The organism is Paraglaciecola sp., from assembly GCF_039942875.1.
Classification (GTDB): Bacteria; Pseudomonadota; Gammaproteobacteria; order Enterobacterales; family Alteromonadaceae; genus Paraglaciecola.
Genome location: NZ_JBDVBQ010000053.1, coordinates 1 through 25,470, shown reverse-complemented (window position 1 = coordinate 25,470; position 25,470 = coordinate 1). Strand labels below are relative to the sequence as shown.

Genomic DNA, 25,470 nt, shown 5'->3' with positions numbered 1-25,470 from the left:
ACCGATACAGCGAAAAAGGTAAATAATCGGAGGCAATTCACTATTAGGTACAAAAACAAACCATAATTTTCATGCATTTTTAAAGTGTTGACTGTTTGTTACTAGAAGCAGACTAAAAATAGTTATTCTCAACACTAGCTCGTTGTTTTTAAAGGGCTAACACCTTGGCGCGCCAATTGCTCTAGCTTAGTTTTATATTAAAATTTATGCGTAATCATTCAGGCGCTCATCTAGTAAATCGGAACAATAAATGAATCAATCAATATCACGTCTATCTCAGGTAGGTGACTGGATTTTCGAAGTGAAAATGGTCAGGGCCTTAAAAGTAAAAAATCACGGCGACCCTTACTCTGCAATCGCCAACCTTACTGCCAATGGTGACCAAATGTATATTGACTCGCACCTATCAATCAATGATGAAGATTTAACTAAAGAGGACTTTCTAACTATCTATAAGTTTTGTCAGTCTATGGGAATGAAAAACATTAGCTACGATCGCATTAAAAATGGTCTTAAATCATCTAAGCAGGTCGAAATAATTCAAAATACCGCTCCACAGTTTCGATTGGTAGAATAAAGAATGTATTGAGAGGATAAAAAAGCGCTAAGTAACTCACTTAACATGAACAACTTGTTACGAAGCGCCTAAAACTAAACAATGAAGGTTCAAATTGAAGCCACAAGGCTTAAACGTAGACTAACAATTAATTCCTGAACCAAAGATGAATAGTTAACATTAACCCCAATAATTATTGACATAATGAAGAGCTATTCCGCCTTCCAATAAAATACAAAAGAAATCAACCCAAACACACAAAACCCTACCGCAATAGGTGTAACTGTCAGCTCAATAAAGCCCCCTATAAATACTGCAATAGGTACCGAAAACAAACTACTTAACGAACCAATAATAGCAGCACCCAACCCAGCCATGCTGCCCAAGGGTTGCATGGCCATAGCGTTAATATTACCGAACAAAATGCCTATACAGAAAAAAGCACAAAACAACACAGACACAAACATCAACATGGGTGGAATACCGGCGTAAAACCAACATAGAGCAAGCAGCAATGAAGAGAATATTAACCAACCTATCATTGCCCAAGTACATAAGGTTCGCATGCCTAAACGCATCACTAATGTGCCGTTAATGAAAGATGCAAAACCGATGGAAAAGGCCAATAACGCAAAATACAAAGGGAACAACTCACCTGCATCATAAATATGTTGAAAGATTGTTTGTGAGGCGCTGATATATGCCAAAAAAGCCCCAAAAGATAGCCCCATAGATAGGGTATAAAACATCACTAATTTGTGGGTCAAAATAAACTTACTAGACTGCCAAAGCTGTGACCAACTAAATGGTTGGCGCATTTCTTTTGGCAGGGTTTCTGGCTGGCGAATAAAAAACCACAAGCCTACTAGTAATCCAATTAATAGAAATGAAGAAAAAATATGTCGCCACGACGCCCAAAACATAACGGCTTGGCCAAAACTTGGGGCGACCATAGGCACTAAAATAAACACCATCATGATAAAAGACATAACACGCGCCATGGCTTCGCCTTCGTACTTATCGCGAATGACCGCCAAAGCTGCGATCCTAGGGCCTGAGACTCCAAATGCCTGAATAACACGGCCTACCAACATAACGGTTAACGACTCAGCCAACATACAAATGACCGAACCAATAGCGAAAATGATTAAACCAGAAAGAATGGCATATCGCCTACCTTTATCATCCGATACTGGCCCGTAATAAAGCTGCCCAAACCCCATCCCAATAAAAAACAAAGACACAATTAGATGTGTATCTTGGGCATTTTCAATCTGCAAGTCTTGGCCTATTTGACTTAACGCCGGCAGCATGGCGTCTATGCTCAAAGCAACCAAAGAAGTCATTACCGCCATAAGCGCCACGAACTCACTCAAGCCTATCTCTGGCTTAGTTAGTGGTTGTTTTATGTGTTCTGGTGATGACATGTTTTAAACCTGTAAAATATAGAAAAAATAACGGAATATATTCTAGCATTGCATACAGGTTGGAGATTAATATTTTCTTGGTTAGTTACACCAACAGGCTTACTTTCTGAAGATTGGTAATAAACGCGCCTTTTCACGATAATGAAAAAAAGCGCGACTAATACAGCTAGTTGAGGTGTTTCTTTAAAAATGCATCCATGGCCTTAAAAGTAGCATGGCGGTTTTTTTGGATTGATAGGTAATGATCACCGTTTTCGAGCTCGATATATTCTACTGGTTTATCGAGTGATTTTAGCCTACTGACCATCACTCGACTTTGAGCAACATCTACCACCCTGTCATCTTCACCATGAATAAATAACATAGGAATATTCACATTTTTGGCTTTGTAATAAGGCGAGCGAGCTTCTAAATCATCAAAGTCATTACCTAATTGCTCTTTTACAAGCCGACTATTTGTGTAGTCATAAGAGCGGATCACGCGTTTTTTAAGATCAGTTACACCAGCAAAGCTAATCGCACAGGTAAATAAATCAGGGGTTTTTACGGCCGCCATTGCAGCAGCATAGCCGCCATAGCTTGCACCCACGATACACATTTTGTCTTTAAGGGCGATGTTTTGCTCCACCAGCCAATTAGCGGCGTCGGTTAAGTCATCTTGCATGGTTAAGCCCCAGCCTTGCATTTGACTTTGAGAAAACTCGTAACCATAACCCGTTGACCCTCTAAAGTTAGGCCTAAATACCGCGTAGCCACGGCTTGCAAAAAATGATGTCCAATAATCAAAACCATCGCTGTCTCTAGACTGAGGGCCGCCATGTGGATGTAATATTGTAGGTACTGGGCCTTTAGTTCCCAATGGCAATGTTAGATAACCCTCTAGTTTAGTGCCGTCTCTTGCTGTGTAGGATACTAGTTTATGCTCACTTAGTTCTGCAGGGGGGAGAGCTGGGTATTGCTCAAAAATTAACTTAAGTGAGTTTTGCTTACGGTGCCCTAAATAATAAGCGCCAGGAGTATAGTCATTTTCCGTGTATAACAAGTAAACATTTTCATCGGCACTAAAATCAGTTAAATACGCACTATAACCAGCAAAAGCTTTCATTAAAGACTTATTGAAATTACCCATGGATTTATCCCAATAAATGCGCCCGCCTTCGCTATTTCTGTGATAAATGCCTATGACATCATTGCTTTTTTTGGAATATATAAGTGAGCCATCTACGTCGTGATCTTTATCTTCAAATACTAGCGTTGACTCTTTAGTTGTTAAGTCAATTTTAAACAACGCTTTTTTATCACCATTGTATTGTGTGTAGTACAAAATATTGGAGTCTTTAGCGAAGCCTAGTGGCGTAACACCAGATTCTTCAAAGCTGTTGTGTTCGAACAGTTTATGCCAAGTGTCATCATCGCCAATCCTGACTCTGATAGACGCTTCGCCTGTTTTATAATTTAAAGCTTCACCTAAACGTAAAGTGCCTTGCCTATCAGTCATCCAGTCACGAATGTTTAGTTTACCTCGGCTTATTCTAGATTTTCTACCCGTGTTGATATTCAACCTATAAACACCCGGTAAATTAACCGTATCTAAGTCAAGAGCGATAAGAATATTTTCAGGGTCATTAGGTAAAAATGAAATTACGTCATCTTGAAATTGAGAGTAATGATCATTGCCAATTTTATGGTTTGAAGGCGGCTTACTAAGCTGCCTTTGTACGGGCTGGTCGCCATCAACATCAATGGCCAGTAAACGAGTTTCCATAGCATCTACACCATTAATCGAAGAGGCAAACCTAACACTTACCACTAAGGTTTTATCGTTTGCCCATTCAAACCAGTTTGTTTTGTTAGTTTTATTATCAGATTGCACTATATGGAGCTTTTTACCTGTGGTTAAATCTACAGATGTTAATACTGTTACTTCTGGTGATTTATAGCTTCTTAGGTAGGCGATTTTTGTCCCACTTGGTGATAAAGCAGGTTTTTCATATCTAGGAAGTTGACTAAAGCTCTCAACAGGTAACTCTTCTGCAACACTACTTAAAGAAGTGAATAAAACAACTATCAAACAACACAAGCGAATGATTCCATTCATAAAAAGTCTCAAATATTTGCGATTAAAATTAACTCAAAACTATACACAAAACTTATTGGCTTAGCACCAATCAATCATGCAAGTTTATCAAGGCTGCAAGTTTTCTCTAATTTAAATGCTTTTTCAAAAAAGCATCCATTGCTTTAAAAGTAGTATGGCGATTACGTTGAATAGATAAGTAGTGATCACCATTTTCTAGCTCGATAAATTCTACATCTTTGTCTAAATCTTCAAGCTCTTCTACCATAATTTCACTTTGCACTATATCCACTACTCGATCATCTTCACCGTGGATAAACAACATAGGAATGTTAACTTTATCGGCATGATAAGCCGGTGAGCGGGCTTTTAAGTCGGCAGAGTCATCACCAATCTGCTTTTTCACAAATTTACTATTTAAATAACGGCGACTGGTTGATACCAATTCTTTTAAATCGGTTACACCGGCAAAACTTATGGCACACTTAAATAAGTCTGGTGTTTTTACCGCAGCCATAGCGGCTGCATAACCGCCGTAGCTCGCTCCAACGATACACATCTTGTCCTTAAGGGCGATGTTTTGCTCCACTAGCCAATTAGCGGCGTCGGTTAAATCATCTTGCATGGTTAAGCCCCATCCTTTCATCTGGCTTTGGGCAAACTCATAGCCATAACCCGTTGACCCTCTGAAGTTAGGTCTAAACACTGCATAACCACGGTTTGCAAAAAACGAGGTCCAATAATCAAAACCATCATATTCACGAGCCCCTGGGCCACCATGGGGGTGTAAAATAGTTGCAACAGGACCTTCAACACCTAGCGGTAGAGTTAAATAACCTTCTAGCTCAGTGCCATCTCGTGCGGTATAAGTGACAAACTTATGTTCGGTTAGCACTTCTGGAACTAATGCAGGGTATTGTTCAAAGACTGGTTTTAATGTTTTTTCTTTACGATCTCCAAAATAATAAACACCTGGAGTGAAATCATTCTCGGTGTAAAGTAAATAGATACTTTCATCATCATTGAAATCTACTAGATATACATCTATATCAGATAGGGCTTTGTTTAATGACTTTTGAAATTTACTAATCGAATCATCCCAGTACACTCTGCCATCGTCACTGTGGGCATGATAAACCCCAATTACATCATTGGTTTTTCTAGAATAAATTAACGAACCATCCACATCATAATTTTCGTCTTCAAAAACTAACTCTGATTCTTTGCTGGTAAGATCAATTTTATATAAGGCTTTTTTGTCACCTTTGTACTGGTTGTAAAATAGAATATTCGGGTCTTTGGCAAAGCCAAGTGGCGTTATACCTGATTCTTCTAAGGCATTGTATTCAAACATTTTATGCCAAGTGTCATCATGACCAATTCGCACTTGTATGGAGGCTTTACCTGTCTTGTAGTTTAAGGATTCACCTAAGCGTATATTGCCCTGCCTATCTGCCATCCAATCACGTATTTGTCGCTTTCCTCTATATATGCGAGTCATCTTTTTTGTGTATATATTTACCTTGTAAACGTCAGGTAAATTTGGAACTTCAGCATCTAACGCCACTAAAATATGATCAGGATCATCTAGTAAAAACGACACCACATTATCTTGAAATTGAGACGCATGCTTGCTCCTTTTCGGTTTAGCGATTTGTCTTTGTACTGCTTCATCGCCATCTACATCAATTGCTAACAATCGGGTTTCCGTGGTGTCCGTTCGATATCTTTTACCAGCAAATCTTAGGCTCACTATTAAAGTCTTCTCATTAGCCCATGTGAACCAATTAATTTTGACCTTTTCATTGTCAGACTTAACTATGTACTGAGTTTTGTTTTTTTCTAAATCTACAGTGGTTAAGACTGCCATTTCAGGCGATAAGAAGTTTCTAATATAGGCAAGTTTTTTACCGCTAGGGGAGAGGTTTGGTCTTACGTGGCTGGGTAACTGGCTAAAGCTTTCAACAGGTAATTCTTCTGCAACACTACTCAAAGAAGCGAGTAAAACAACTACCGAACAACACAAGCGAATGATTCCATTCATAAATAAAAAACCCAAACATCTAAGACTACAAGGAACCCAAAACTATACACAAAACTTATTGGCTTGGCATTAGCTAATAACTACTGTTTACAAATGTACACCAGCCTTTCATTGTTACTGGCATTTGTTGCTGCTTGTTGGACTTTTAACAAACCAATGGTACGTAAAAACAGATTACTTTTTTTCTCCCAAAACAGTTACACGACCATTTCTTAGGCTGTAAATCCAACTGTGTATACTTAAAGACTGTCCACGTTTTTTGGCATCTTTAATGATGTTACTACGGCTAACATTATCAGCCTGCTCCATTACATTTAGTTCACACATTCGAGCTGATTTATCATGTTCATTCAAGATAGATAATTCTTCTCTATGTTTGTATGCGAGATCTTTTATGTGCCCTAGCCAATTGTCGATTAAGCCAAATTGTTGGTCACCTAAAGCGGCATCAACCCCACCACAACCATAATGGCCGCAAACAATTACGTGCTTAACTTTTAAAACGTCAACGGCATATTGCAATACTGACAAACAATTAAAATCAGTGTGTACTACTAAATTTGCCACATTACGGTGTACAAAAATATCACCGGGTAACAGGCCAACAATTTGATTCGCTGGAACACGGCTATCAGAGCAGCCTATCCATAAGTATTCAGGACTTTGTTGTTTTGCTAGCTTATTAAAAAACTCTGGGTCATCTTTTTTTATTTGTTCAGACCAGTTTTCATTGTTGGCCAAAAGTTGTTTTATTTCGCTCATAAACCCTCACATTGTTGCTGGCGAGTATAAAGTAACAAGCTCAAACTAAAAGCAAAACTACAATTATTTTGCCTCCAAAATACGAATTGAGATGGCCGCAGCTGAGGTTCGATTATCTACCCCCAGCTTTTTAAAAATTTGCTCTAAATGTTTATTTGCGGTGCGAGGGCTCATATTCAAAATTTGTGAAATTTCCCAGTTCGTTTTGCCATAGGAAACCCAATACAGAACTTCTGACTCCCTCTTAGTTAAGGGCAAATGCTTTTGCAAATCTAAAGGAGTAGTGGCAACTTTTGCCTCAGTCACTTTAAGTAAATGTTTTTCGTCTTGTTGGCGTGCATAAACGATCTCAAAAGGAGTATCAAAACATGTAACCTTAATAGGTGCCTGAGCTCCTGCTGCTAACCAGCCAGATAGCAAATCGGCTATACTCGCCCATGGATTTAAATTACTTCCAGCAAACTCGTCAATAAGTTTATGCACTTTAGGTGTAGCCCAAGATAAGCGACCGAGCTCATTCACACAAAAAAGATTACTACCCGCATGATCTAATGCATCTTGAGCACTCAGGGCCAATTTTGCGGTTTGAATATGAGTTTTAATTCTAGCGATAACCTCATCTGGGGCGATAGGTTTAGTGACATAATCAATGCCTCCAGCCTCAAACCCTTTTACAATATCTTCAACATCAGACAAACCAGTCATAAAAATAACGGGGATACTAGGATGCTGCTGTTTTAACCGACGACATGTTTCAAACCCATCCATTTCTGGCATTACCGCGTCTAGCAAAACTACATCTGGTTGAATTTTTTCAGCAATAGACAAGGCTTGCAAACCATTCAGAGCTACCAGAGCAGTAAACCCCTGATTATTCAACGCAACATTGAGCATACCGAGTGACTCTGGAGAGTCATCTACCACTAATACCACATGGTTCATTTTGTTATTCATCACACAACTCTTCCAAATAACCTATAATTTGGGGGAAATTACACAAAGCTACATACTCTTGAATTTGGGCAGTGACCTCGACAGGGAACTGATACTGCTCACTTAATTCTTTAAATTTATTTTTAAATCCAGACAAATAGCCAATTTCTGCTAATGCGATTAACGTCTTATATTGCTCGTTGGAAACAGTGATTTTTGAATTATCAATTGAGGATGATGTATCTTCTTTAGGGCCGTCAGAGGCTTCATACTGCCATTGTATGCCTATCAACTCGCCCACTTTCCCTAAAAGCGCACTCAAATTTACCGGCTTAGCTATATAACCGTCATGAAGGGCCTTATCTGCATTGTGGCTCTCTATATCTCTAGCATTGGCTGATACCATCAGCACAGGCATTTTATAGCCTTTATCCCGTAACATTTTAACCATTTGCCAACCATCCATACTGGGCATCCTTACATCCAAAATTACCAGTGCAACCGCTTGTTGTTCCAAGCATTCAAACCCGTGCTTTGCATTTTCAGCTAGCATCACTTCGAACCCCAAAGGCGTCAAGAAGTCAGACATTAATTGACGTTGACTAGGCTCATCGTCTACCACCAGCACAGTGTACCTATCTCCTAAATAACCCACAGCTTGAGCCTGTGTATTTTCTAGCGCATTCTTATTTTTATTCAGTGGCACCAACATCAAACGCAAATTAAAGGTAGAGCCTTGACCTAGCGTACTGTTAACTTTGATTTCTCCTCCCATTAACTCAGTTAACGACCGAGAAATCGTTAAGCCCAACCCAGAACCTCCAATCGCTTGAGTATGCGCATTTCTCACCTGCTCGAAGGGCTTAAAGATTGACTCCCTATCATGTTCTGAAATACCAATCCCGGTGTCACTTACGCTAAAACTTGCCACCTGATTTCGATAACTTATTTTTAACGTAACAGAACCTCGCTCGGTGTATTTAATAGCATTGGAAATAAGATTAATTAATATTTGCCTAAAGCGTTGCTTGTCGGTCGTGACATAATCCGGCAAATTTGGACAAGGTAAGTACACAAAAATGAGATTTTTTTGTGCAGCTTTCATTTGAAACATATCGACTAACTGCTGCAAAATCGCTTTTAAATTTACGTCATCTCGATGCAGTGTTAGCCTGCCAGCTTCAATTTTTGATATTTCTAATAAACCCTCTATTAGATCTGCTAAATGTTCACCGTTACGTTTAACAATTCCCAACGTTTCACGTTGTTGGTCAGGAAATGTTTTGTCTTGACTAAGTAATTGGGCATAACCAAGCATCACATTCAATGGCGTTCTTAGCTCATGACTTAAACCAGCCAAGTATCTACTTTTGGCCTCATTCGCAGTTTCAGCTTCTATTTTTGCATCTCGAAGTGCTAGCGAAGTTTTTTCATGAGCACTACTTTCTTCAACTAGGGCTGTTGCCAACGAACGTAACTCTTTCAAAGCAGATCGATTGCCGCTTCGGGCTAAAATAAACAACCAACTAACCACCCCTAGTATGATTAACAATAAGAAAAATATTTTAGTTAAGGTGCTAGCAAAGACCTCTTTAACAGCAACATCATCTACTGGTACTTGTAAGTAAATTAAATATAAAATGCTTGCCCCAATCACGCTTAAACTAGAAGTCAGTGCAATAAATTGGCTCATGGGGGCTGTCATGTTCTTGAGTAAATTAGTACTAAGAAAGCGATGAAAAAAGTGAAGAGATTGCCTAGATATAGTTCCTTCTGTGCGACATTGATCCCCACAACGCACATCTAAAGAACAACATAGAGAACAGATAGGCTTTTGATAAGCAGGACAATAAGACATATCTTCCTGATCGAAAGTATTCTCACATATATGACATTTGGTACTCTGATTGATAGGAACTTGTATATTGTTAACTAAATAAAATCGACCCTTAGTGATATATCCAATAATAGGAACCGTTATAAAGGGTAATCCACAGGCAATAAATGACCCTAATGCTTTAGCTGTCTCTCCATACCAACCAAAATGCGCCGTAAAGCCCATAAAGGTAGCAATAAACATTGACCCTACACCAACAGGGTTTATGTCGTATAGATGTGAGCGTTTAAACTCAATATAAGCAGGGCTTAAACCTAAAGGCTTATTAATAATTAAGTCAGCTGTCACAGTACACAGCCAAGCTAATACAATTACCGAATAGACAGACAACATCTTCTCGATTGTTTGATATATCCCCAACTCCATTAGCAACAGAGCAATGGCAACATTGAATACCATCCAAACAACGCGCCCGGGATGGTTTCGAGTAACCCGAGAGAAAAAATTAGACCATGCTAGAGACCCAGCATAAGCGTTTGCCACATTAATTTTAAGTTGAGATATCACCACAAAGAAACAAGCTAAAACCAAGGCTAACGTTGTGTTATCAAACACTAAACTAAATGCAAGGTTATACATATGGGCAGGGTCATCCGCCAAGTCCATCGTCACCCCTTGCGTCAAAGCAAAATAGGCTAAAAACGACCCTAAAAATAACTTTAATGCCCCAAACAAGATCCACCCAGGACCTGCTAAGGTTAGTGCCGTCCACCAACGCCATTGCCCTTGTTTTGGTTTTTCAGGCAAAAAACGTAAGAAATCGACTTGCTCACCAATTTGAGCCACCAAAGACAAAACAACCGCAGACGCCCCACCAAACAGCAACAAATTAAACCCTTGCCCTTGCTCCCCAGACGCGCCAGTAAATCCCAGCCAATCTTGTAAGTGACTATCTGGGTGAGTAAAAACGAAATACAAGGGAATGAGTTGTAACACAATCCAAAACGGCTGTGTCCAAACCTGAAATCGGCTGATATAAGCAATACCGTGAGTCACTAACGGCAGTACCACTAGGGCACTGATGACGTAGCAAAGGTATAAAGGAATACCAAATAGCAACTGTATTGCCATCGACATAATTGCGGCTTCTAAGGCAAAAAATATAAAAGTAAATGATGCGTAAATTAGTGAAGCGATAGTTGAACCGATATAACCAAAACCTGCACCACGGCTTAGCAAGTCAATATCAACGCCATATTTAGCAGCATAATAACTAATAGGTAGGCCAGTTAAAAACACCACAAAAACAACCGAAAGAATTGCCCATGCAGAATTAGCAAAGCCAAAGTTAAGAGTAATCGCCCCACCAATAGCTTCTAAGACAAGAAATGAAACAATGCCTAATGCAGTGTTAGCAATTCGACTAAGAGACCAAATACGTGCTCTTTTAGCCGTAAAACGAAGAGCAAAATCCTCCATCATCTCATTGGCTACAAGCTTATTGTAAATACGTCTAGTGGGCAGGATTTGTTTATTAGATTGCATTAAAAAAGACTTTTAATTTCAAGCTTACTTGCAAGAAAAGCAGCTTCTCTCTGATAAAGGTACTCTCAGTGTACACAAAATGCCTAAAGAGAAAAATGCGTCGAATAACGTAGGTATTCTTGCCTAACCTTTTGTTTTTTTAATACATCAGCCCCTCATTAAATAACCAAGCTAATGCCTGCATTTCAGCAGTGGTGAAGTATTTATACGTCATTTGACGTAGTCCATTGCGCATTTTTCCCCATATGCACCCTTGCACGAACCCGCGATACTTAACCCAGTTGTAAAAAACTGTTTTGCAGAGTTATCGCGGACAAAGATAACCCCCTACACATGATTAATTTAATAACAAATGGAAAACACACATGAACTTACGTACTAAATTAACTCCAATAGCCGTCAGCTTGTTGCTATCAATCGGTACCATCAGTGCTGCACAAGCAGAAATAAGCTCTGACAAACTGACAGTAAACGGTTTTATTGATATGTCTTATTTGTCTGGTGAAACGGATGATGAATCATTCCACGTATCAGGGGTAGATCAAGTAGAACTTAACTTTGGTTACGATTTTGGCAACAAGTTAACAGCTACCGTTGATGTTGAATATCAAAACAGTGCCGAAGGTGTTGATATAGAACAAGCCTTCATTAATTACGCTATTTCTGACAACTTAAGCATTAAAGCGGGTCGCTTTTTAAGTTACTCAGGCTGGGAAACAGAAGAGCCTACAGGTTTATTCCAGTATTCAGGCACAGGTTATGCGCAGTATTTTTATGGTTACTATCAACAAGGGGTATCGGCCTTATATAGTGCAGATAAATTCGCTGTTGCTGTGTCTATAGTTAACGATTTAGCAGGTCCTCAGTCAATTGATACCGAGCATCCAGGTATTGAAACTATGGTTGCTTTTATGCCAACTGAGAACTTCACAGTTAAAGGTTTTTACTCAGTAGATGGCGATACCAAAATGTTAAACACTTGGGCGGCCTATTCTGCAGATGCCTTAACCCTAGCAGTTGAATACAACTCTTCTGAAGACACAGCTTTCGCTGGTAGTGAAGCTGATGGCTTCCTATTAATGGCTAACTATGGATTTGAAAATGGCCTAGGCCTAACTGTTCGTTATCACGATTACGAAGTTGAAGATGAATTTGGTGCTAGCTACGAAGATGCCAGCGGTATCACCATATCTCCTAGTTACGCCGTCAACGACAACTTACTAATGGTATTTGAATACCGTATGGATGAAGTAAACGACGTAGATGTTGACTACTTAGCTGTCGAAGCTCTGATTACTTTTTAATTAAACACATTTCAAACTAACAACGAATTTATCAAGAGGAATAATAATGAAACTTAGAAAACTCATTGTCGCCAGCTCAATCATTGCGAGCAGTTTAGTCAGCCAAGCAGTCTTAGCAGCAGACACCATCAAGGTAGGCGTACTGCACTCTTTATCTGGCACCATGGCTATCAGTGAAACTACATTGAAAGACACTGTATTAATGATGATTGACGAGCAAAACAAAAAAGGGGGCTTACTGGGTAAGAAGCTTGAAGCTGTTGTAGTAGACCCAGCTTCAAACTGGCCATTATTTGCTGAAAAAACCCGAGAGTTACTAGCCAAAGATAAAGTTGACGTAATTTTTGGTTGCTGGACTTCAGTATCACGTAAATCTGCATTACCTGTGCTTGAAGAACTAAACGGCTTAATGTTTTATCCCGTGCAGTACGAAGGTGAAGAGTCGTCTAAAAACGTGTTTTACACAGGCGCAGCTCCGAACCAACAAGCCATCCCTGCTGTTGATTATTTAATGAATGACATTGGTGCCACTCGCTGGGTATTAGCGGGTACTGATTATGTTTATCCACGTACCACTAACAAAATTCTTGAAGCTTACTTAAAAGCGAAAGGTGTAAAAGACGAAGATATCATGATCAACTATACGCCTTTCGGTCATTCTGACTGGCAAGGTATTGTATCTGACATCAAAAAGTTTGGTTCACAAGGCAAGAAAACAGCCGTAGTTTCTACTATCAATGGTGACGCTAACATTCCTTTCTACAAAGAATTAGGTAACCAAGGTATTTCAGCTGAAGATATTCCAGTTGTGGCATTCTCGGTAGGTGAAGAAGAGTTATCTGGTTTTGATACCACGCCTCTTGTGGGTCACCTTGCGGCTTGGAATTACTTCCAAAGCGTAGAGTCAGATGAAAACGATGAGTTCATCGAAACTTGGCAGGAATATATTGGCGACGAAGACCGAGTCACTAATGACCCAATGGAAGCCACCTATATTGGTTTTGAAATGTGGGCTAAAGCCGTTGAAAAAGCTGGAACGACTGAGGTTGATGCTGTTGGAGAAGCTCTAATAGGGGTAGCCGTACCTAACCTTACTGGTGGTACAGCAGTCATGAATGCCAACCATCACTTATCTAAGCCAGTATTGATTGGTGAAATTCAAGAAGATGGTCAATTTGAAGTAGTGTGGGAAACCCCAGATACAGTAATTGGTGATGCTTGGTCTGATTTTTTACCTAGCTCTCAAAACTTAATTTCAGATTGGACTAAGCCTGTTAGTTGCGGAAACTTTGATGTTAAAACCGCTAAATGTTCAGGTCAAAATTTCTAAACTACTTTAGAAATAATTTAACAAGTATCTCTTGATGCTCGCTTATTAAATAGGCAAACACTCTCATATTACTTAAGAGTGTTTGAGTTTTACTCTTTCTATTAAAATTGACTCTTCCGTTTTAATACATCAGTCCCTGTTAGTTCGGTTTTGTTTCTTCGATTAGCAAAGCCGGACTTTTTTTTTAAATCAGGATGAGGAATGCACAATGCTTCGAATGTTTTCATTATTGCTGCTGTTAGTTATTTCTGGGTATTCCCATGCACAGACTGAATCAACAACGGCGACAACCCTTGAGCCACTTTTACAACAGTTGCCAAAAACTAAATTACGTCAGATGGATCCCTTAGTTAAACAAATAGCTGACGTTAAGCATGCTAAAACCCGCACCATATTGCAGGTAATGTTAGACGGCGAACTGTATTACGTAAAAGCAAATAAACAGTTAGTAAAGGCTCAAAAAGCCCAGGACAGACTCTATACATTAACCCCAATTATGAGTGATGAAACACTCGCAGCGGTTAAAAAATCAAAAATATCTAAGGTAAAGACCAATAACCGTTTACGCAGTACTTTACGTAGTTTAATTGCTAAAATTGACTTAACCGATGACGACAAATCCATTCGCTTACAGGCTGTGCAACAGCTATTAAACTCGCCCACAAAAGAGTCAACCTCCACTATCAGTGAGTTAATTGATAGCGAGCAAGATGAAGAAGTCCGAGAATTAATGTCGGTCACTATGGCATTACAGCAATTACAAGACGGTGTACATTCGGAAAAACTCGAAGCCTTAATACAATTGGATGATTCTTTAGAGCCCACAGTCAAAAATACAATCATTGAGTTGCTAACCAAGTTGCCAGAAACTGAACTCACTGCAGAACAACAAACACTAAAACTAGCCCTCAATAAGGCCTTAGAAGGGATAGAAAGCCAAACCAGCTTCTATGGCTTTATCGAAAACGTCTTTTTTGGCTTAAGCCTAGGCTCTGTATTACTGCTTGCCGCCATTGGTTTAGCGATTACCTTTGGGGTAATGGGCGTAATTAATATGGCCCATGGCGAAATGATCATGCTAGGCGCCTACACCACTTACGTAATCCAAATTGCATTTCCGTCAATCATTGAATACTCCTTACTCATTGCGATACCTGCTGCGTTTTTGGTATCTGGACTAGTGGGCATATTGATTGAACGTGGCGTAATACGTTTCTTGAAAGGCCGACCACTAGAGACTTTGCTCGCGACCTTTGGTATTAGTTTGATACTACAGCAACTAGTGCGCACCGTATTTTCACCGTTAAATCGCCAAGTAATTAGCCCTGAATGGATGAGTGGCTCCTGGCAAATCAACCCCATATTTTCACTCACCTATAACCGCTTATACATAATATTGTTTTCAATTATGGTGTTTGTATCCTTGCTACTTATTTTGAAAAAAACCTCTTTAGGATTACATGTACGAGCAGTATCACAAAACCGTGATATGGCACGAGCACTCAGTGTTAAAAGTGATTGGGTAGATGCCATCACATTTGGCCTCGGCTCAGGCATTGCCGGCATTGCTGGCGTAGTATTAAGCCAGCTCACCAATGTAGGGCCAAACTTAGGCCAAGCCTATATTATTGATTCGTTTTTGGTAGTGGTATTTGGCGGTGTAGGCAACTTATGGGGCACGCTAGTAGCAGCCATGTCATTAGGATTAACTAACAAATTTCTTGAGCCCGTAACTGGCTCGGTGTTGGCCAATATAATTGTACTAGTGGGTTTAGTGTTGTTTATTCAAAAACGTCCCAAAGGGCTGTTTCCACAAAAAGGGAGGTCTGCAGACTAATGAACGCAAACGTATCTACAAGCAACCACAAGTTGTCTATTTTTCAAGGTAAAAACCCACTGCACTTAACCATTGGCATATTACTGATCACCACCTTGTTAGTGACTATAGGCAATCTTATTTTTCCTGAGTCATCGGCTTTACACGTAAGCGATTACACCGTGAGCCTGCTAGGTAAGTATTTGTGCTATGCGTTACTGGCTTTAGCCGTTGACTTAGTGTGGGGTTACTGCGGCATCTTAAGTTTAGGACACGGCGCATTTTTCACCTTAGGTGGCTATGCCATGGGCATGTATTTAATGCGTCAAATTGGTGACCGTGGGGTATATGGCAACCCAGACTTGCCTGATTTTATGGTGTTTCTGAACTGGACCGAACTCCCTTGGTTTTGGGCTGGCTCAGACAGCATACTTTGGATGGTATGCATGGTGTTTTTAGGCCCAGGCTTATTGGCTTTTGTATTTGGCACGTTGGCATTTCGCTCGCGAGTCAGTGGCGTGTATTTGTCAATCATGACCCAAGCCATGACCTACGCCTTAATGCTAGCTTTTTTCCGCAATGAAATGGGCTTTGGTGGCAATAATGGTTTAACCGATTTTAAAGAAATTTTTGGCTTTTCATTGCAATCGCCCAGTACCAAGTTAGGTTTGTTTATTGCCACCGCAATAATCCTATGTATCGCCTACGCCATTTGCCACTTTATTGTTAACTCAAAAATGGGCCGAGTGGTTACCGCCATACGTGATACCGAAAGCCGCGTACGCTTTGTTGGTTACAAACCAGAGCACTACAAAGTGTGGATTTTTGTAGTCTCTGCCATGTTGGCAGGTTTAGCTGGGGCTTTATACGTACCCCAAGTAGGTATAATTAATCCAGGAGAGCTTTCACCTCTTAACTCTATCGAAATGGTGATTTGGGTGGCAGTAGGGGGCCGAAATTCACTTTACGGGGCGATTATTGGCGCGGTGTTAGTAAGCTATGCGAAAACTCGATTCACTGCCATTATGCCCGAAGCATGGCTATTCGCATTAGGAGGCTTGTTTGTATTAGTGACCTTGCTGTTGCCAAAAGGAATTGCAGGGTTAATTCCTAGCATCAAACAAAAGTTTGCTAAGCCTGAACACTCAAAGGAGGCCAACTCATGACATTAAATAAAGCAGGCTCTCCTCTAACTGCCACAGAAAATATCAGCCCAGACACGCGACACGGGGTGATTTTATATGTAGAAGATGTAAACCTAAGTTTTGACGGTTTTAAAGCCTTAAATAACTTAAATCTGTACATAAACGACGGTGAGTTACGCTGCCTTATTGGCGCTAACGGCGCGGGTAAAACCACATTAATGGATGTGATAACTGGGAAAACCCGTCCCGATTCAGGCAAGGTCAACTTTGGTCAACAAATTGATTTGCTACAACTTAACGAATCGGAAATTGCCAGAGCAGGCATTGGCCGAAAATTTCAAAAACCCACTGTGTTTGAAGAACTCACTGTATTTGAAAACATCGAGCTAAGCCTTAAAGGCGACAAAGGTATTTGGACTGCATTATTTCATAAGCTAAGCGGTGAACAAAAAGACCGCATCGGCGAAATTTTACAAACCATAGGCTTAGTCGCTGAGTGTTATTACCCTGCGGGTAGATTGTCTCACGGTCAAAAGCAGTGGTTAGAAATAGGCATGTTATTAGCAGCAGAACCAAGAGTATTATTGGTAGACGAGCCCGTTGCTGGTATGACAGGACAAGAAACCGAACGCACAGCTGAGTTACTCACCTCTTTGGCAGGTGAGCATTCGGTCATAGTGGTTGAGCATGATATGGCCTTTGTACGCTCGATTGCGAGGCAAGTATCGGTATTACATCAAGGTTCGGTATTAGCAGAGGGCACCATGGCTGAGATCCAAGCTAATCCAGAAGTGATTAAAGTATATTTAGGGGAGGAGCAAGGATGATTACATTAAATTCTGTTAATCAAAAGTATGGCGGCACCCAAATTTTGTGGGACTTAGACCTAGCTATCAAACCCGGCTCGCGCACCTGCATTATGGGCCGAAATGGAGTCGGGAAAACCACCTTACTTAAAACCATTATGGGCTTATTGCCGATTAGTTCAGGAAAACTCACCTTTGATGGTAAAGATATCAGTAATAGCTCAGTAGAACTCAGACCCGAAATAGGCATAGGTTACGTGCCTCAAGGGCGACATATATTCCCGCAGCTAACCGTTGAAGAAAACCTTACCGTTAGCCTTAACTGTAAACGCCAACAAAATAAGGTCATACCCGAACATATATATGAGCTGTTCCCGGTACTTAAGGAAATGCTACATAGGCGAGGCGGTGATTTATCAGGCGGACAACAGCAGCAATTGGCTATTGGTCGTGCCCTGGTATTAAATCCACAAGTGTTAATATTAGATGAGCCTAACGAAGGTATTCAGCCTAATATTGTGCAGTTAATCCGTGATGTATTGCTTAAACTTAATAAAGAACAAGGCATGACCATTATCTTGGTTGAGCAAAAATTACCTTTTGCTCGGGCGGTAGGCGAAGAATTTGTATTGATGGAAAAAGGCCAAGTGATTTCATCAGGACCTATGACAGATTTAACTGACCAATTGGTCGGGAAATATTTGGCAGTTTAAGGAAAAGTCTTTAAGATTAGTATTTATAAAAACTTCTCCCTTAATTTAGGCGAAACATGACAGTAGCGTTAGACGTCACAAAAAGTCATTGGTTGGCAAGCTTAGACCTAGAGTTAGGGCATTCAGAACATGGCACCCAGCTCACTCGAACCAAACGATCTGGCCCTTTGACCATTCAAAAAGCTTTTTATCCAGAAGGCAGAGACTGTGCTCACCTGTATTTGTTACATCCACCAGCTGGGATAGTATCTGGTGATAAACTCACAGTTGGTATTGACGTTCAAGACAAAGCCCATACTTTAGTGACCACTCCGGGTGCTAACCGCTTTTATAGAGCTCGTACTGATTTATCCATTGGCGATTCCAAACAAACTCAGGTTACCCAAATCACTTTAGGTGGCGGTGCAAAATGTGAGCATTTTCCCTTAGAGACCATTGTTTACAACCAAGCCGATGGTATTAATAATGTTGAAGTTAGACTGCAAAAAAACAGCATGTACTGTGGCTGGGACATGACCTGTTTAGGTTTACCTAGCTCGTCAGAAGCCTTTACAGGTGGTAGTTTTACTCAGTTAAACACCTTGTATTGTGATGATATTTTGCTGTACCACGACCGAGTGCAAATAGACCCAACTAGCCAAATACAGCAACACGATGCTGGCTTAGCTAACAATACGGTGTTTGGTACCTTTTTGGCCTATGCCAGCGATGAGCAAGTATCCAAGGCAACCCGCACTGAGTTGATTGAACAACTAAGAGATGTGGTTGAACAGCACAATGCTAATTCACTTATAAGCATTACTGACATTCGCCAATTATTGGTGATACGTTATTTGGGACAACAGGCGCATCAGTGCAAAGATTTATTTATTGCGCTTTGGAAGCTGATACGGCCTATTTATATCGAAAAACACGCTATTCAACCTAGAATTTGGTTTACATAAAAGGTAAGTTTTTACTGCCTCCAAGTCATAACTGTAGAGAACACCATGGATTTATTACCAAGAGAAAAAGACAAACTATTATTGTTTACCGCGGCTTTACTTGCCGAACGCCGTTTAAAGCGTGGGGTTAAACTCAATTATCCAGAAGCCATGGCGTATATTTCTATGGAAATTATGGAAGGGGCCAGAGACGGAAAAACCGTTGCTGAAATGATGGACTATGGCCGCACTTTGTTAACCCGCGACCAAGTGATGCAAGGTATTCCAGAGCTGCTAGCAGAAGTGCAAGTTGAAGCTACTTTTCCAGATGGTACTAAGTTAGTCACAGTACATAACCCTATTGTTTAACAGAGGCCACTAAGATGATCCCAGGCGAAATTAAAACCGATGCAGGCGAACGTTTACTTAATGTTGGCCGTGAGCAACTTACCGTTACGGTTGCCAACTCTGGCGACCGCCCTATTCAAGTTGGCTCTCACTATCACTTTTATGAAACCAACGCAGCCCTTACCTTTGACCGCGAAAAGTGCAAAGGCTATCGCCTAGACATTACCTCGGGCACAGCTGTGCGTTTTGAACCCGGCCAAGAGCGAGAAGTAACACTCGTACCTTTTGCAGGTAAGCGCCGAGTTTATGGGTTTAGAGCCCTTGTTCAAGGAGAATTATAATTATGGCCAGTATCGATAAACACGCTTATGCCCACATGTTTGGCCCTACTGTTGGTGACCGAGTACGCTTAGCAGACACCGACCTATGGCTTGAAGTAGAAGAAGACGCCACCGTATATGGCGAAGAAGTAAAATTTGGTGGCGGTAAGGTAATCCGCGATGGCATGGGCCAAAGTCAGGCATCTTGTCACGACACCCCAGACGTGGTGATCACCAATGCTTTAATTCTTGACCATTGGGGCATAGTTAAAGCTGACATAGGCATAAAAGACGGCCGTATTGCACAAATCGGTAAAGCCGGTAACCCAGACATTCAAGACGGTATTGAGATTGAAGTCGGCCCAGGTACCGAGGTTATTGCTGGCGAAGGCCAAATTATTACCGCTGGTGGCATAGACGCACACATTCACTTTATTTGCCCACAGCAAATAGATGAAGCACTGATGTCGGGCGTAACCACCATGATTGGTGGCGGCACAGGCCCAGCAACTGGCACCAATGCCACAACCTGTACACCGGGGCCGTGGAATATCCACAAAATGTTGCAAGCCACTAACGATTTCCCCATGAATTTTGGCTTTTTAGGAAAAGGTAACGCCAGTTTGCCGATTGCCCTAGAAGAGCAAATTGAAGCCGGCGTGTGTGGTTTAAAACTGCACGAAGACTGGGGTACCACCCCAGCTGCCATAGACAATTGCCTATCGGTAGCCGAGCGATACGATGTACAAATAGCGATTCATACCGACACCCTAAATGAGTCGGGCTTTGTAGAAGATACTATCGGAGCTTTTAAAGGCCGTACTATCCATACATACCACACCGAAGGAGCAGGGGGCGGTCATTCGCCAGATATTATCCGCGCCTGTGGTGAGCCTAATGTATTGCCATCTTCAACTAATCCAACACGTCCATATACCATCAATACCATAGATGAGCATTTAGACATGTTGATGGTATGCCATCACTTAGACCCGTCTATTCCCGAAGATATCGCCTTTGCTGACTCCCGTATTCGTAAAGAAAGTATTGCCGCCGAAGACATCATGCATGACTTAGGTGCGATTAGTATGATTGCCTCAGACTCACAAGCCATGGGCCGCGTGGGCGAGATGATCACCCGTACATGGCAGACCGCTCACAAAATGAAGCAACAGCGGGGGCCACTTGCACCAGATACCGAACGTAACGACAACTTTAGAATTAAGCGTTACATTGCTAAATACACCATTAACCCAGCTATCAGTCACGGTATTAGCCACGAAGTAGGCTCGATTGAAGTGGGCAAATTAGCGGACCTAGTATTATGGAAACCCGCATTTTTTGGTATTAAACCTGCGATGATCATCAAAGGCGGGTTTATTGCTGCGGCCCCTATGGGTGATGCCAATGCATCTATCCCCACACCGCAACCTGTGTATTACCGCCCAATGTTTGGCTCGTACGGTTCGGCTTCTGCCAACACGTCTATGACGTTTATGTCTAAAGCATCTATCGAGCTCGGCGTACCCGAAAAAATAGGTATGACCCGCTTAGTCGGAGAATGCAAAAACACCCGTAATGTGGGCAAAGACGACATGATCCATAACAACTGGCAGCCAAAAATCGAAGTCGATGCTCAAACCTATGAAGTGCGTGCCAATGGCGAGTTACTGACCTGTGAGCCTGCGACTGAATTGCCGTTAGCCCAGCGATACACATTATTCTAAGGAGTGCTTTATAGAACCAGTTAAGCTGTGTTGTTTAGTTTTTTGGTGAGCCTTAATAGGGATATACAGCTCATCAAAAAAACGTAACGGCTTTACCTAAAAACGTTTTATTTTGCACAATAAGGTGTGACTGGTTTATTGATAAGCAACCGACAAAGATTAGAGAAATTAGGAAAAAATTAAAACATGTTACAAGCATTTGAACGCTTATCGCACACCCATGACGAAATTCAAGACTCTATTACCTTGGACCAAGACACTCGTAAAAAAGCGCGTATTAAAACCACCACAGACAAAGGCCAAGCTTTAGGGATATTCATGGAGCGCGGCCACCCATTACTGATAGGTGAAGTGCTTAAAACCGAATGTGGCCAATTAATAGAAGTAAAAGGTCAAGCAGAAGAGGTATCTACCGCGATTGCGAATGACTGGATGAGCTTTAGCCGCGTATGTTACCACCTAGGTAATCGCCATACTTCGTTGCAAATTGGTGAAAAGTGGGTGCGCTTTAAGCCCGACTACGTGCTAGAAGAACTCGCCGAAAATTATGGTCTTACCATAGACAAAACCCCTGCTATATTTGAGCCTGAAAATGGCGCTTATGGTAAAACTTCCCATGGACATGCTCACTCACACAGCCATGAGCAAGATAAGAGTCACAGCCACTCCCATGAAGATGGTCACTCCCATTCACATGATTAACGTCGCAAACACCCAGCCAACAAACCATAATCCATTGCAACTAAATCGCTTGTTGCAATTGTGCAGTGCTAACTTACCCGTGGGTGGGTTTTCATTTTCGCAAGGCCTAGAATACGCGGTAGAAATGGGCTGGGTGACAACCGCAGAGTCAACCAAAGACTGGATAAGCTTTAACTTAGCCCAGTCTATTGCCCATACCGACCTAGCCTTACTAAACCGCCTATTTAAAAGTTTAGCCAGCCATGATTTGCCCGCATTTATACGCTGGGATCAACACGTACTGGCCTGTCGTGAGAGCAACGAATTATTATTGGCCGATGTAGCAATGGGCAAAGCCCTAATGCGCTTATTAAAAGATTTACAAGGTATCGACACCACCCCTTATACCGACTTAATTGGCAGTAAAGAAATCAGCTTTGTGAGTGCCTTTGCTTTAGCCGCTTATTTGTTTGGCCTTGATGTGCTCTCAGCCCAAAGTGGTTTTTGCTGGGCTTACATAGACAACCAAGTAGCAGCTGCAACTAAGCTTGTGCCATTAGGGCAAACCCAAGGGCAAAACTTATTATTTGAATTAACCGAACAAGTCGCCCAAGTCATCGAACAAGCGAATCAAATTGAAGATGACAATATAGGTGCCAGCTTACCTAGATTAGCCATGGCCAGTGCCTGGCACGAAACCCAATACACACGTTTGTTTCGTTCTTAATAAAACAAGCAGACTAATAAGATAAATAGAAAAGAAGTGAACTATGAAAAAGAATAAACAAGTATTACGAATAGGCGTTGGTGGCCCAGTTGGGTCAGGTAAAACGGCATTATTACGCATGCTATGCCTTGAATTGCGCGACAAATACGATATGGCAGTGGTAACCAACGACATCTATACCCGCGAAGATGCTGAGTTTTTAACTCGCAACGATGCTCTAGCCGCAGACCGTATTTTAGGGGTAGAAACAGGCGGTTGCCCACACACCGCCATTCGCGAAGACGCATCCATGAACCTAGCGGCTATCGACGACTTACAAGAACGTCACCCAGACTTAGACTTTGTGCTAGTAGAAAGCGGCGGCGACAACCTAAGCGCAACCTTTAGCCCAGAACTTTCTGACTTAACCCTTTACGTTATCGATGTATCAGCAGGCGACAAAATACCTCGCAAAGGCGGCCCAGGTATCACTAAATCAGACTTACTGATAATCAATAAAATAGACGTAGCAGAACTAGTAGGCGCATCACTAGAAGTCATGGACAGAGACGCCAAAAAAATGCGTGGCGACAGACCCTTTGTTTTTAGTAATATGAAAACCAAGCAAGGTTTAGACGACATTATTCAATTTATTGAAAAAGAAGGCATGTTACAGATTTAGAGCCAAAGGCAAGCTTAAACAAGCTACACCCAGCTACCTAATCTATGTCAAAATACTTAAATACAGAATTAACACATTAAAGGAACACATCATGAAATATTTATTCACCTTACTATGCCTTTTTGCAACCAGTGCCATGGCCCACGAAGATCACGCTCTTAATGACACTTTTCATATTACTTACCACATTGTCTTTTGGAGCTTATTTGCTTTAGTCGTCTATAAAGGTGTGATGTGGTTTAAGGCTAAACGTCAGTCTAAGAACAAGTAGTTTCTAACGGCTATGCCGTTGTAGAAACAGCCCCGCTGCAGATAAAGGCATCGCATTGCGACGAAAGCATTTGCGATGCTTACTTTTATTCACTTCTCCACAGTCCATGCATTTTGTACACAAAAACAAATATAAAGAATTTGTAGGTCGCGCTTTAGCCCGTCAGCTTGTCTAGCAGTAACCTTCACCCGCTAGATTAACTGCGGCCTCTTTGTTTCATGCTCAAACATGCAACAAACCAACTGTTTGATGAGTAATTTTTAGGTTGGGCTTTAGCCCAACAGCTCGCCTAGCAGTGACCTTTACCTGCTAGATTAACTGCGGCCTCTTTGTTTCATGCTCAAACATGCAACAAACCAACTGTTTGATGGGTAATTTGTAGGTCGGGCTTCAGCCCGTAAGCATATCTAGCAGTGGTTATTATGCTGCTTTTAATTGGAAATAAATATTATTTAAAATAGACATGGTTTAGTTTATGTCATTGTTTTTAATAGAGTTAAAGTGATGAGTGTAAATATAATATTGTGTATTTATCCAGAGTCGTGGTTTCTACATTGCAAGCCAATAAAAACTCCCCTTTGAAAACTAATAAGTATATGAAAAGATGAAGTAAATTAATTGCCAGAACCATTATTCCGTTTATTCCAATGATGGCTTAAACGTGGAGGCTAGCTAATATACTGTTAACTACCCGCAGCAACTAATAGGAATATGCATTTGAATAAGTATTTTTTTGTTCTTTTGTTCGTTTTAACAGAATACTCTATTGCTGGAGAAGTCTTTACTGGTTTTCCTTCAGAGATAGAAGTTAATGGAAAGTACGTCATTTACTCACATGGCTTAATCGTAGAGGGGGACAAAAGTAGGCCAGTACATCCAAAATTTGGGGCTTATGAATTTGATTTAATAAAGGATGCTCTAATTGAAGATAGCGATTTTAATTTAATCGCAGAGCATAGGCCTAAAAATACTGAAATAGCAGCGTATTCGAAAAAACTAGTATCTTGGGTGGAAACGTTAGTATCTAACGGAGTCGCACACGCTAACATTACTCTCGTTGGCTTTTCTAGGGGAGGGGAGTTAACGGCCTACGCTTCAAACGAGTTAAAAAAATTGAATATAAATACAGTGCTTCTAGCTACATGTTGGCCTGGGTCAATCCAAAGTAAATCGAAAGTTACTTTTGGAGGTAACCTTCTCTCCGTTTATGAGGTTACAGACGGTGCGCTTTCCTGTAAAGGTGTTGCCGATAGAAGTAGTGAATTGATTTCGTTTAATGAAATAGCCATAGAAACGGGTAAAGGACATGGTGCATTCTTTAAGCCTTTGGTGGAATGGATCGTTCCTGTGAAACAATGGATAAACTCTAAAGCAGTTAATCGGGTAGCCGGAGGTATCTAGCCTCCAGCCCCCACAACACCCTGCATGCGGCTCCGCACAGGGCGTTTCACTTAGGATGGTGAAGTGCAATCCAACCATCACGCAGTGAATAAAGCCCTTCGGATTTTAAGTATTCA

22 protein-coding genes are annotated in these 25,470 nt (G+C 41.1%); 16 read left to right on the top strand and 6 right to left on the bottom strand.

Annotated elements, in window-relative coordinates; all coding sequences use genetic code 11:
* The first annotated feature begins 250 nt into the window (after window positions 1–250).
* A complete protein-coding gene (locus ABJE44_RS18645) occupies window positions 251–577 on the top strand; it encodes a hypothetical protein (protein ID WP_348111991.1) in 327 nt (108 codons plus the stop codon).
* 191 nt (window positions 578–768) lie between these two features.
* Here ABJE44_RS18645 and ABJE44_RS18640 read toward each other — a convergent pair whose 3' ends face one another.
* The 6 genes from ABJE44_RS18640 to ABJE44_RS18615 all read right to left on the bottom strand — a co-directional run bounded on the left by ABJE44_RS18640 (window position 769) and on the right by ABJE44_RS18615 (window position 11,181).
* Window positions 769–1,983, bottom strand: coding sequence for a multidrug effflux MFS transporter (locus ABJE44_RS18640; protein ID WP_348111990.1), 1,215 nt, complete (start codon window positions 1,981–1,983; stop codon window positions 769–771).
* Window positions 1,984–2,149: 166 nt separating this feature from the next.
* Window positions 2,150–4,081 carry a S9 family peptidase gene (locus ABJE44_RS18635; RefSeq protein ID WP_348111989.1) on the bottom strand — a complete coding sequence of 644 codons (1,932 nt, stop codon included), beginning with the start codon at window positions 4,079–4,081 and terminating at the stop codon, window positions 2,150–2,152.
* Between the two features lie 106 nt (window positions 4,082–4,187).
* Window positions 4,188–6,104, bottom strand: a complete 1,917-nt coding sequence (locus ABJE44_RS18630) for a prolyl oligopeptidase family serine peptidase (RefSeq protein WP_348111988.1) — start codon at window positions 6,102–6,104, stop codon at window positions 4,188–4,190.
* Between the two features lie 174 nt (window positions 6,105–6,278).
* Complete coding sequence (gene can, locus ABJE44_RS18625) at window positions 6,279–6,866, bottom strand: carbonate dehydratase (protein ID WP_348111987.1); 588 nt, start codon at window positions 6,864–6,866, stop codon at window positions 6,279–6,281.
* 63 nt (window positions 6,867–6,929) lie between these two features.
* Window positions 6,930–7,820, bottom strand: coding sequence for a response regulator transcription factor (locus ABJE44_RS18620; protein WP_348111986.1), 891 nt, complete (start codon window positions 7,818–7,820; stop codon window positions 6,930–6,932).
* Entirely contained in the window at window positions 7,813–11,181 is a 3,369-nt protein-coding gene (locus tag ABJE44_RS18615; protein WP_348111985.1) for an ATP-binding protein, read from the bottom strand. The genes ABJE44_RS18620 and ABJE44_RS18615 overlap by 8 nt, the downstream gene beginning before the upstream one ends.
* A gap of 365 nt (window positions 11,182–11,546) precedes the next feature.
* On the opposite strand from ABJE44_RS18615, the gene ABJE44_RS18610 reads away from it, so the two are divergent.
* From ABJE44_RS18610 to ABJE44_RS18540, 15 genes are all read left to right on the top strand, one after another.
* Complete coding sequence (locus ABJE44_RS18610; protein WP_348111984.1) at window positions 11,547–12,485, top strand: porin; 939 nt, start codon at window positions 11,547–11,549, stop codon at window positions 12,483–12,485.
* 46 nt (window positions 12,486–12,531) lie between these two features.
* Window positions 12,532–13,815, top strand: a complete 1,284-nt coding sequence (gene urtA, locus ABJE44_RS18605; RefSeq protein ID WP_348111983.1) for an urea ABC transporter substrate-binding protein — start codon at window positions 12,532–12,534, stop codon at window positions 13,813–13,815.
* 208 nt (window positions 13,816–14,023) lie between these two features.
* A complete protein-coding gene (gene urtB, locus ABJE44_RS18600; protein ID WP_348111982.1) occupies window positions 14,024–15,652 on the top strand; it encodes an urea ABC transporter permease subunit UrtB in 1,629 nt (542 codons plus the stop codon).
* On the top strand, window positions 15,652–16,797 hold the full coding sequence (gene urtC, locus ABJE44_RS18595) for an urea ABC transporter permease subunit UrtC (protein WP_348111981.1): 1,146 nt from the start codon (window positions 15,652–15,654) through the stop codon (window positions 16,795–16,797). The genes urtB and urtC overlap by 1 nt, the downstream gene beginning before the upstream one ends.
* Window positions 16,794–17,603, top strand: a complete 810-nt coding sequence (gene urtD, locus ABJE44_RS18590) for an urea ABC transporter ATP-binding protein UrtD (protein ID WP_348111980.1) — start codon at window positions 16,794–16,796, stop codon at window positions 17,601–17,603. Before urtC ends, urtD begins: the two co-directional genes overlap by 4 nt.
* Window positions 17,600–18,295, top strand: a complete 696-nt coding sequence (urtE, locus tag ABJE44_RS18585; protein WP_348111979.1) for an urea ABC transporter ATP-binding subunit UrtE — start codon at window positions 17,600–17,602, stop codon at window positions 18,293–18,295. Before urtD ends, urtE begins: the two co-directional genes overlap by 4 nt.
* A 56-nt stretch (window positions 18,296–18,351) precedes the next feature.
* Complete coding sequence (locus tag ABJE44_RS18580) at window positions 18,352–19,239, top strand: urease accessory protein UreD (protein ID WP_348111978.1); 888 nt, start codon at window positions 18,352–18,354, stop codon at window positions 19,237–19,239.
* Between the two features lie 45 nt (window positions 19,240–19,284).
* Window positions 19,285–19,587, top strand: coding sequence for an urease subunit gamma (gene ureA, locus ABJE44_RS18575; RefSeq protein WP_348111977.1), 303 nt, complete (start codon window positions 19,285–19,287; stop codon window positions 19,585–19,587).
* 14 nt (window positions 19,588–19,601) lie between these two features.
* Window positions 19,602–19,907 (top strand): urease subunit beta, encoded by a 306-nt coding sequence (locus ABJE44_RS18570; protein ID WP_348111976.1) that lies wholly within the window; start codon window positions 19,602–19,604, stop codon window positions 19,905–19,907.
* A 2-nt stretch (window positions 19,908–19,909) separates the two neighbouring features.
* Entirely contained in the window at window positions 19,910–21,613 is a 1,704-nt protein-coding gene (gene ureC / locus ABJE44_RS18565; protein WP_348111975.1) for an urease subunit alpha, read from the top strand.
* A gap of 186 nt (window positions 21,614–21,799) precedes the next feature.
* Window positions 21,800–22,315: an urease accessory protein UreE gene (ureE, locus tag ABJE44_RS18560; protein WP_348111974.1), complete on the top strand. Its 516-nt coding sequence runs from the start codon at window positions 21,800–21,802 to the stop codon at window positions 22,313–22,315.
* Window positions 22,308–23,021, top strand: a complete 714-nt coding sequence (locus ABJE44_RS18555; RefSeq protein ID WP_348120873.1) for an urease accessory protein UreF — start codon at window positions 22,308–22,310, stop codon at window positions 23,019–23,021. The genes ureE and ABJE44_RS18555 overlap by 8 nt, the downstream gene beginning before the upstream one ends.
* 43 nt (window positions 23,022–23,064) lie before the next feature.
* The gene (gene ureG, locus ABJE44_RS18550) at window positions 23,065–23,682 is read left to right on the top strand and encodes an urease accessory protein UreG (protein WP_348111972.1); all 618 of its coding nucleotides are present in this window, start codon (window positions 23,065–23,067) and stop codon (window positions 23,680–23,682) included.
* A gap of 91 nt (window positions 23,683–23,773) precedes the next feature.
* Window positions 23,774–23,953 carry a hypothetical protein gene (locus ABJE44_RS18545; RefSeq protein ID WP_348111970.1) on the top strand — a complete coding sequence of 60 codons (180 nt, stop codon included), beginning with the start codon at window positions 23,774–23,776 and terminating at the stop codon, window positions 23,951–23,953.
* Window positions 23,954–24,670: 717 nt separating this feature from the next.
* A complete protein-coding gene (locus tag ABJE44_RS18540) occupies window positions 24,671–25,354 on the top strand; it encodes an alpha/beta hydrolase (RefSeq protein ID WP_348111969.1) in 684 nt (227 codons plus the stop codon).
* Window positions 25,355–25,470 lie beyond the last annotated feature (116 nt).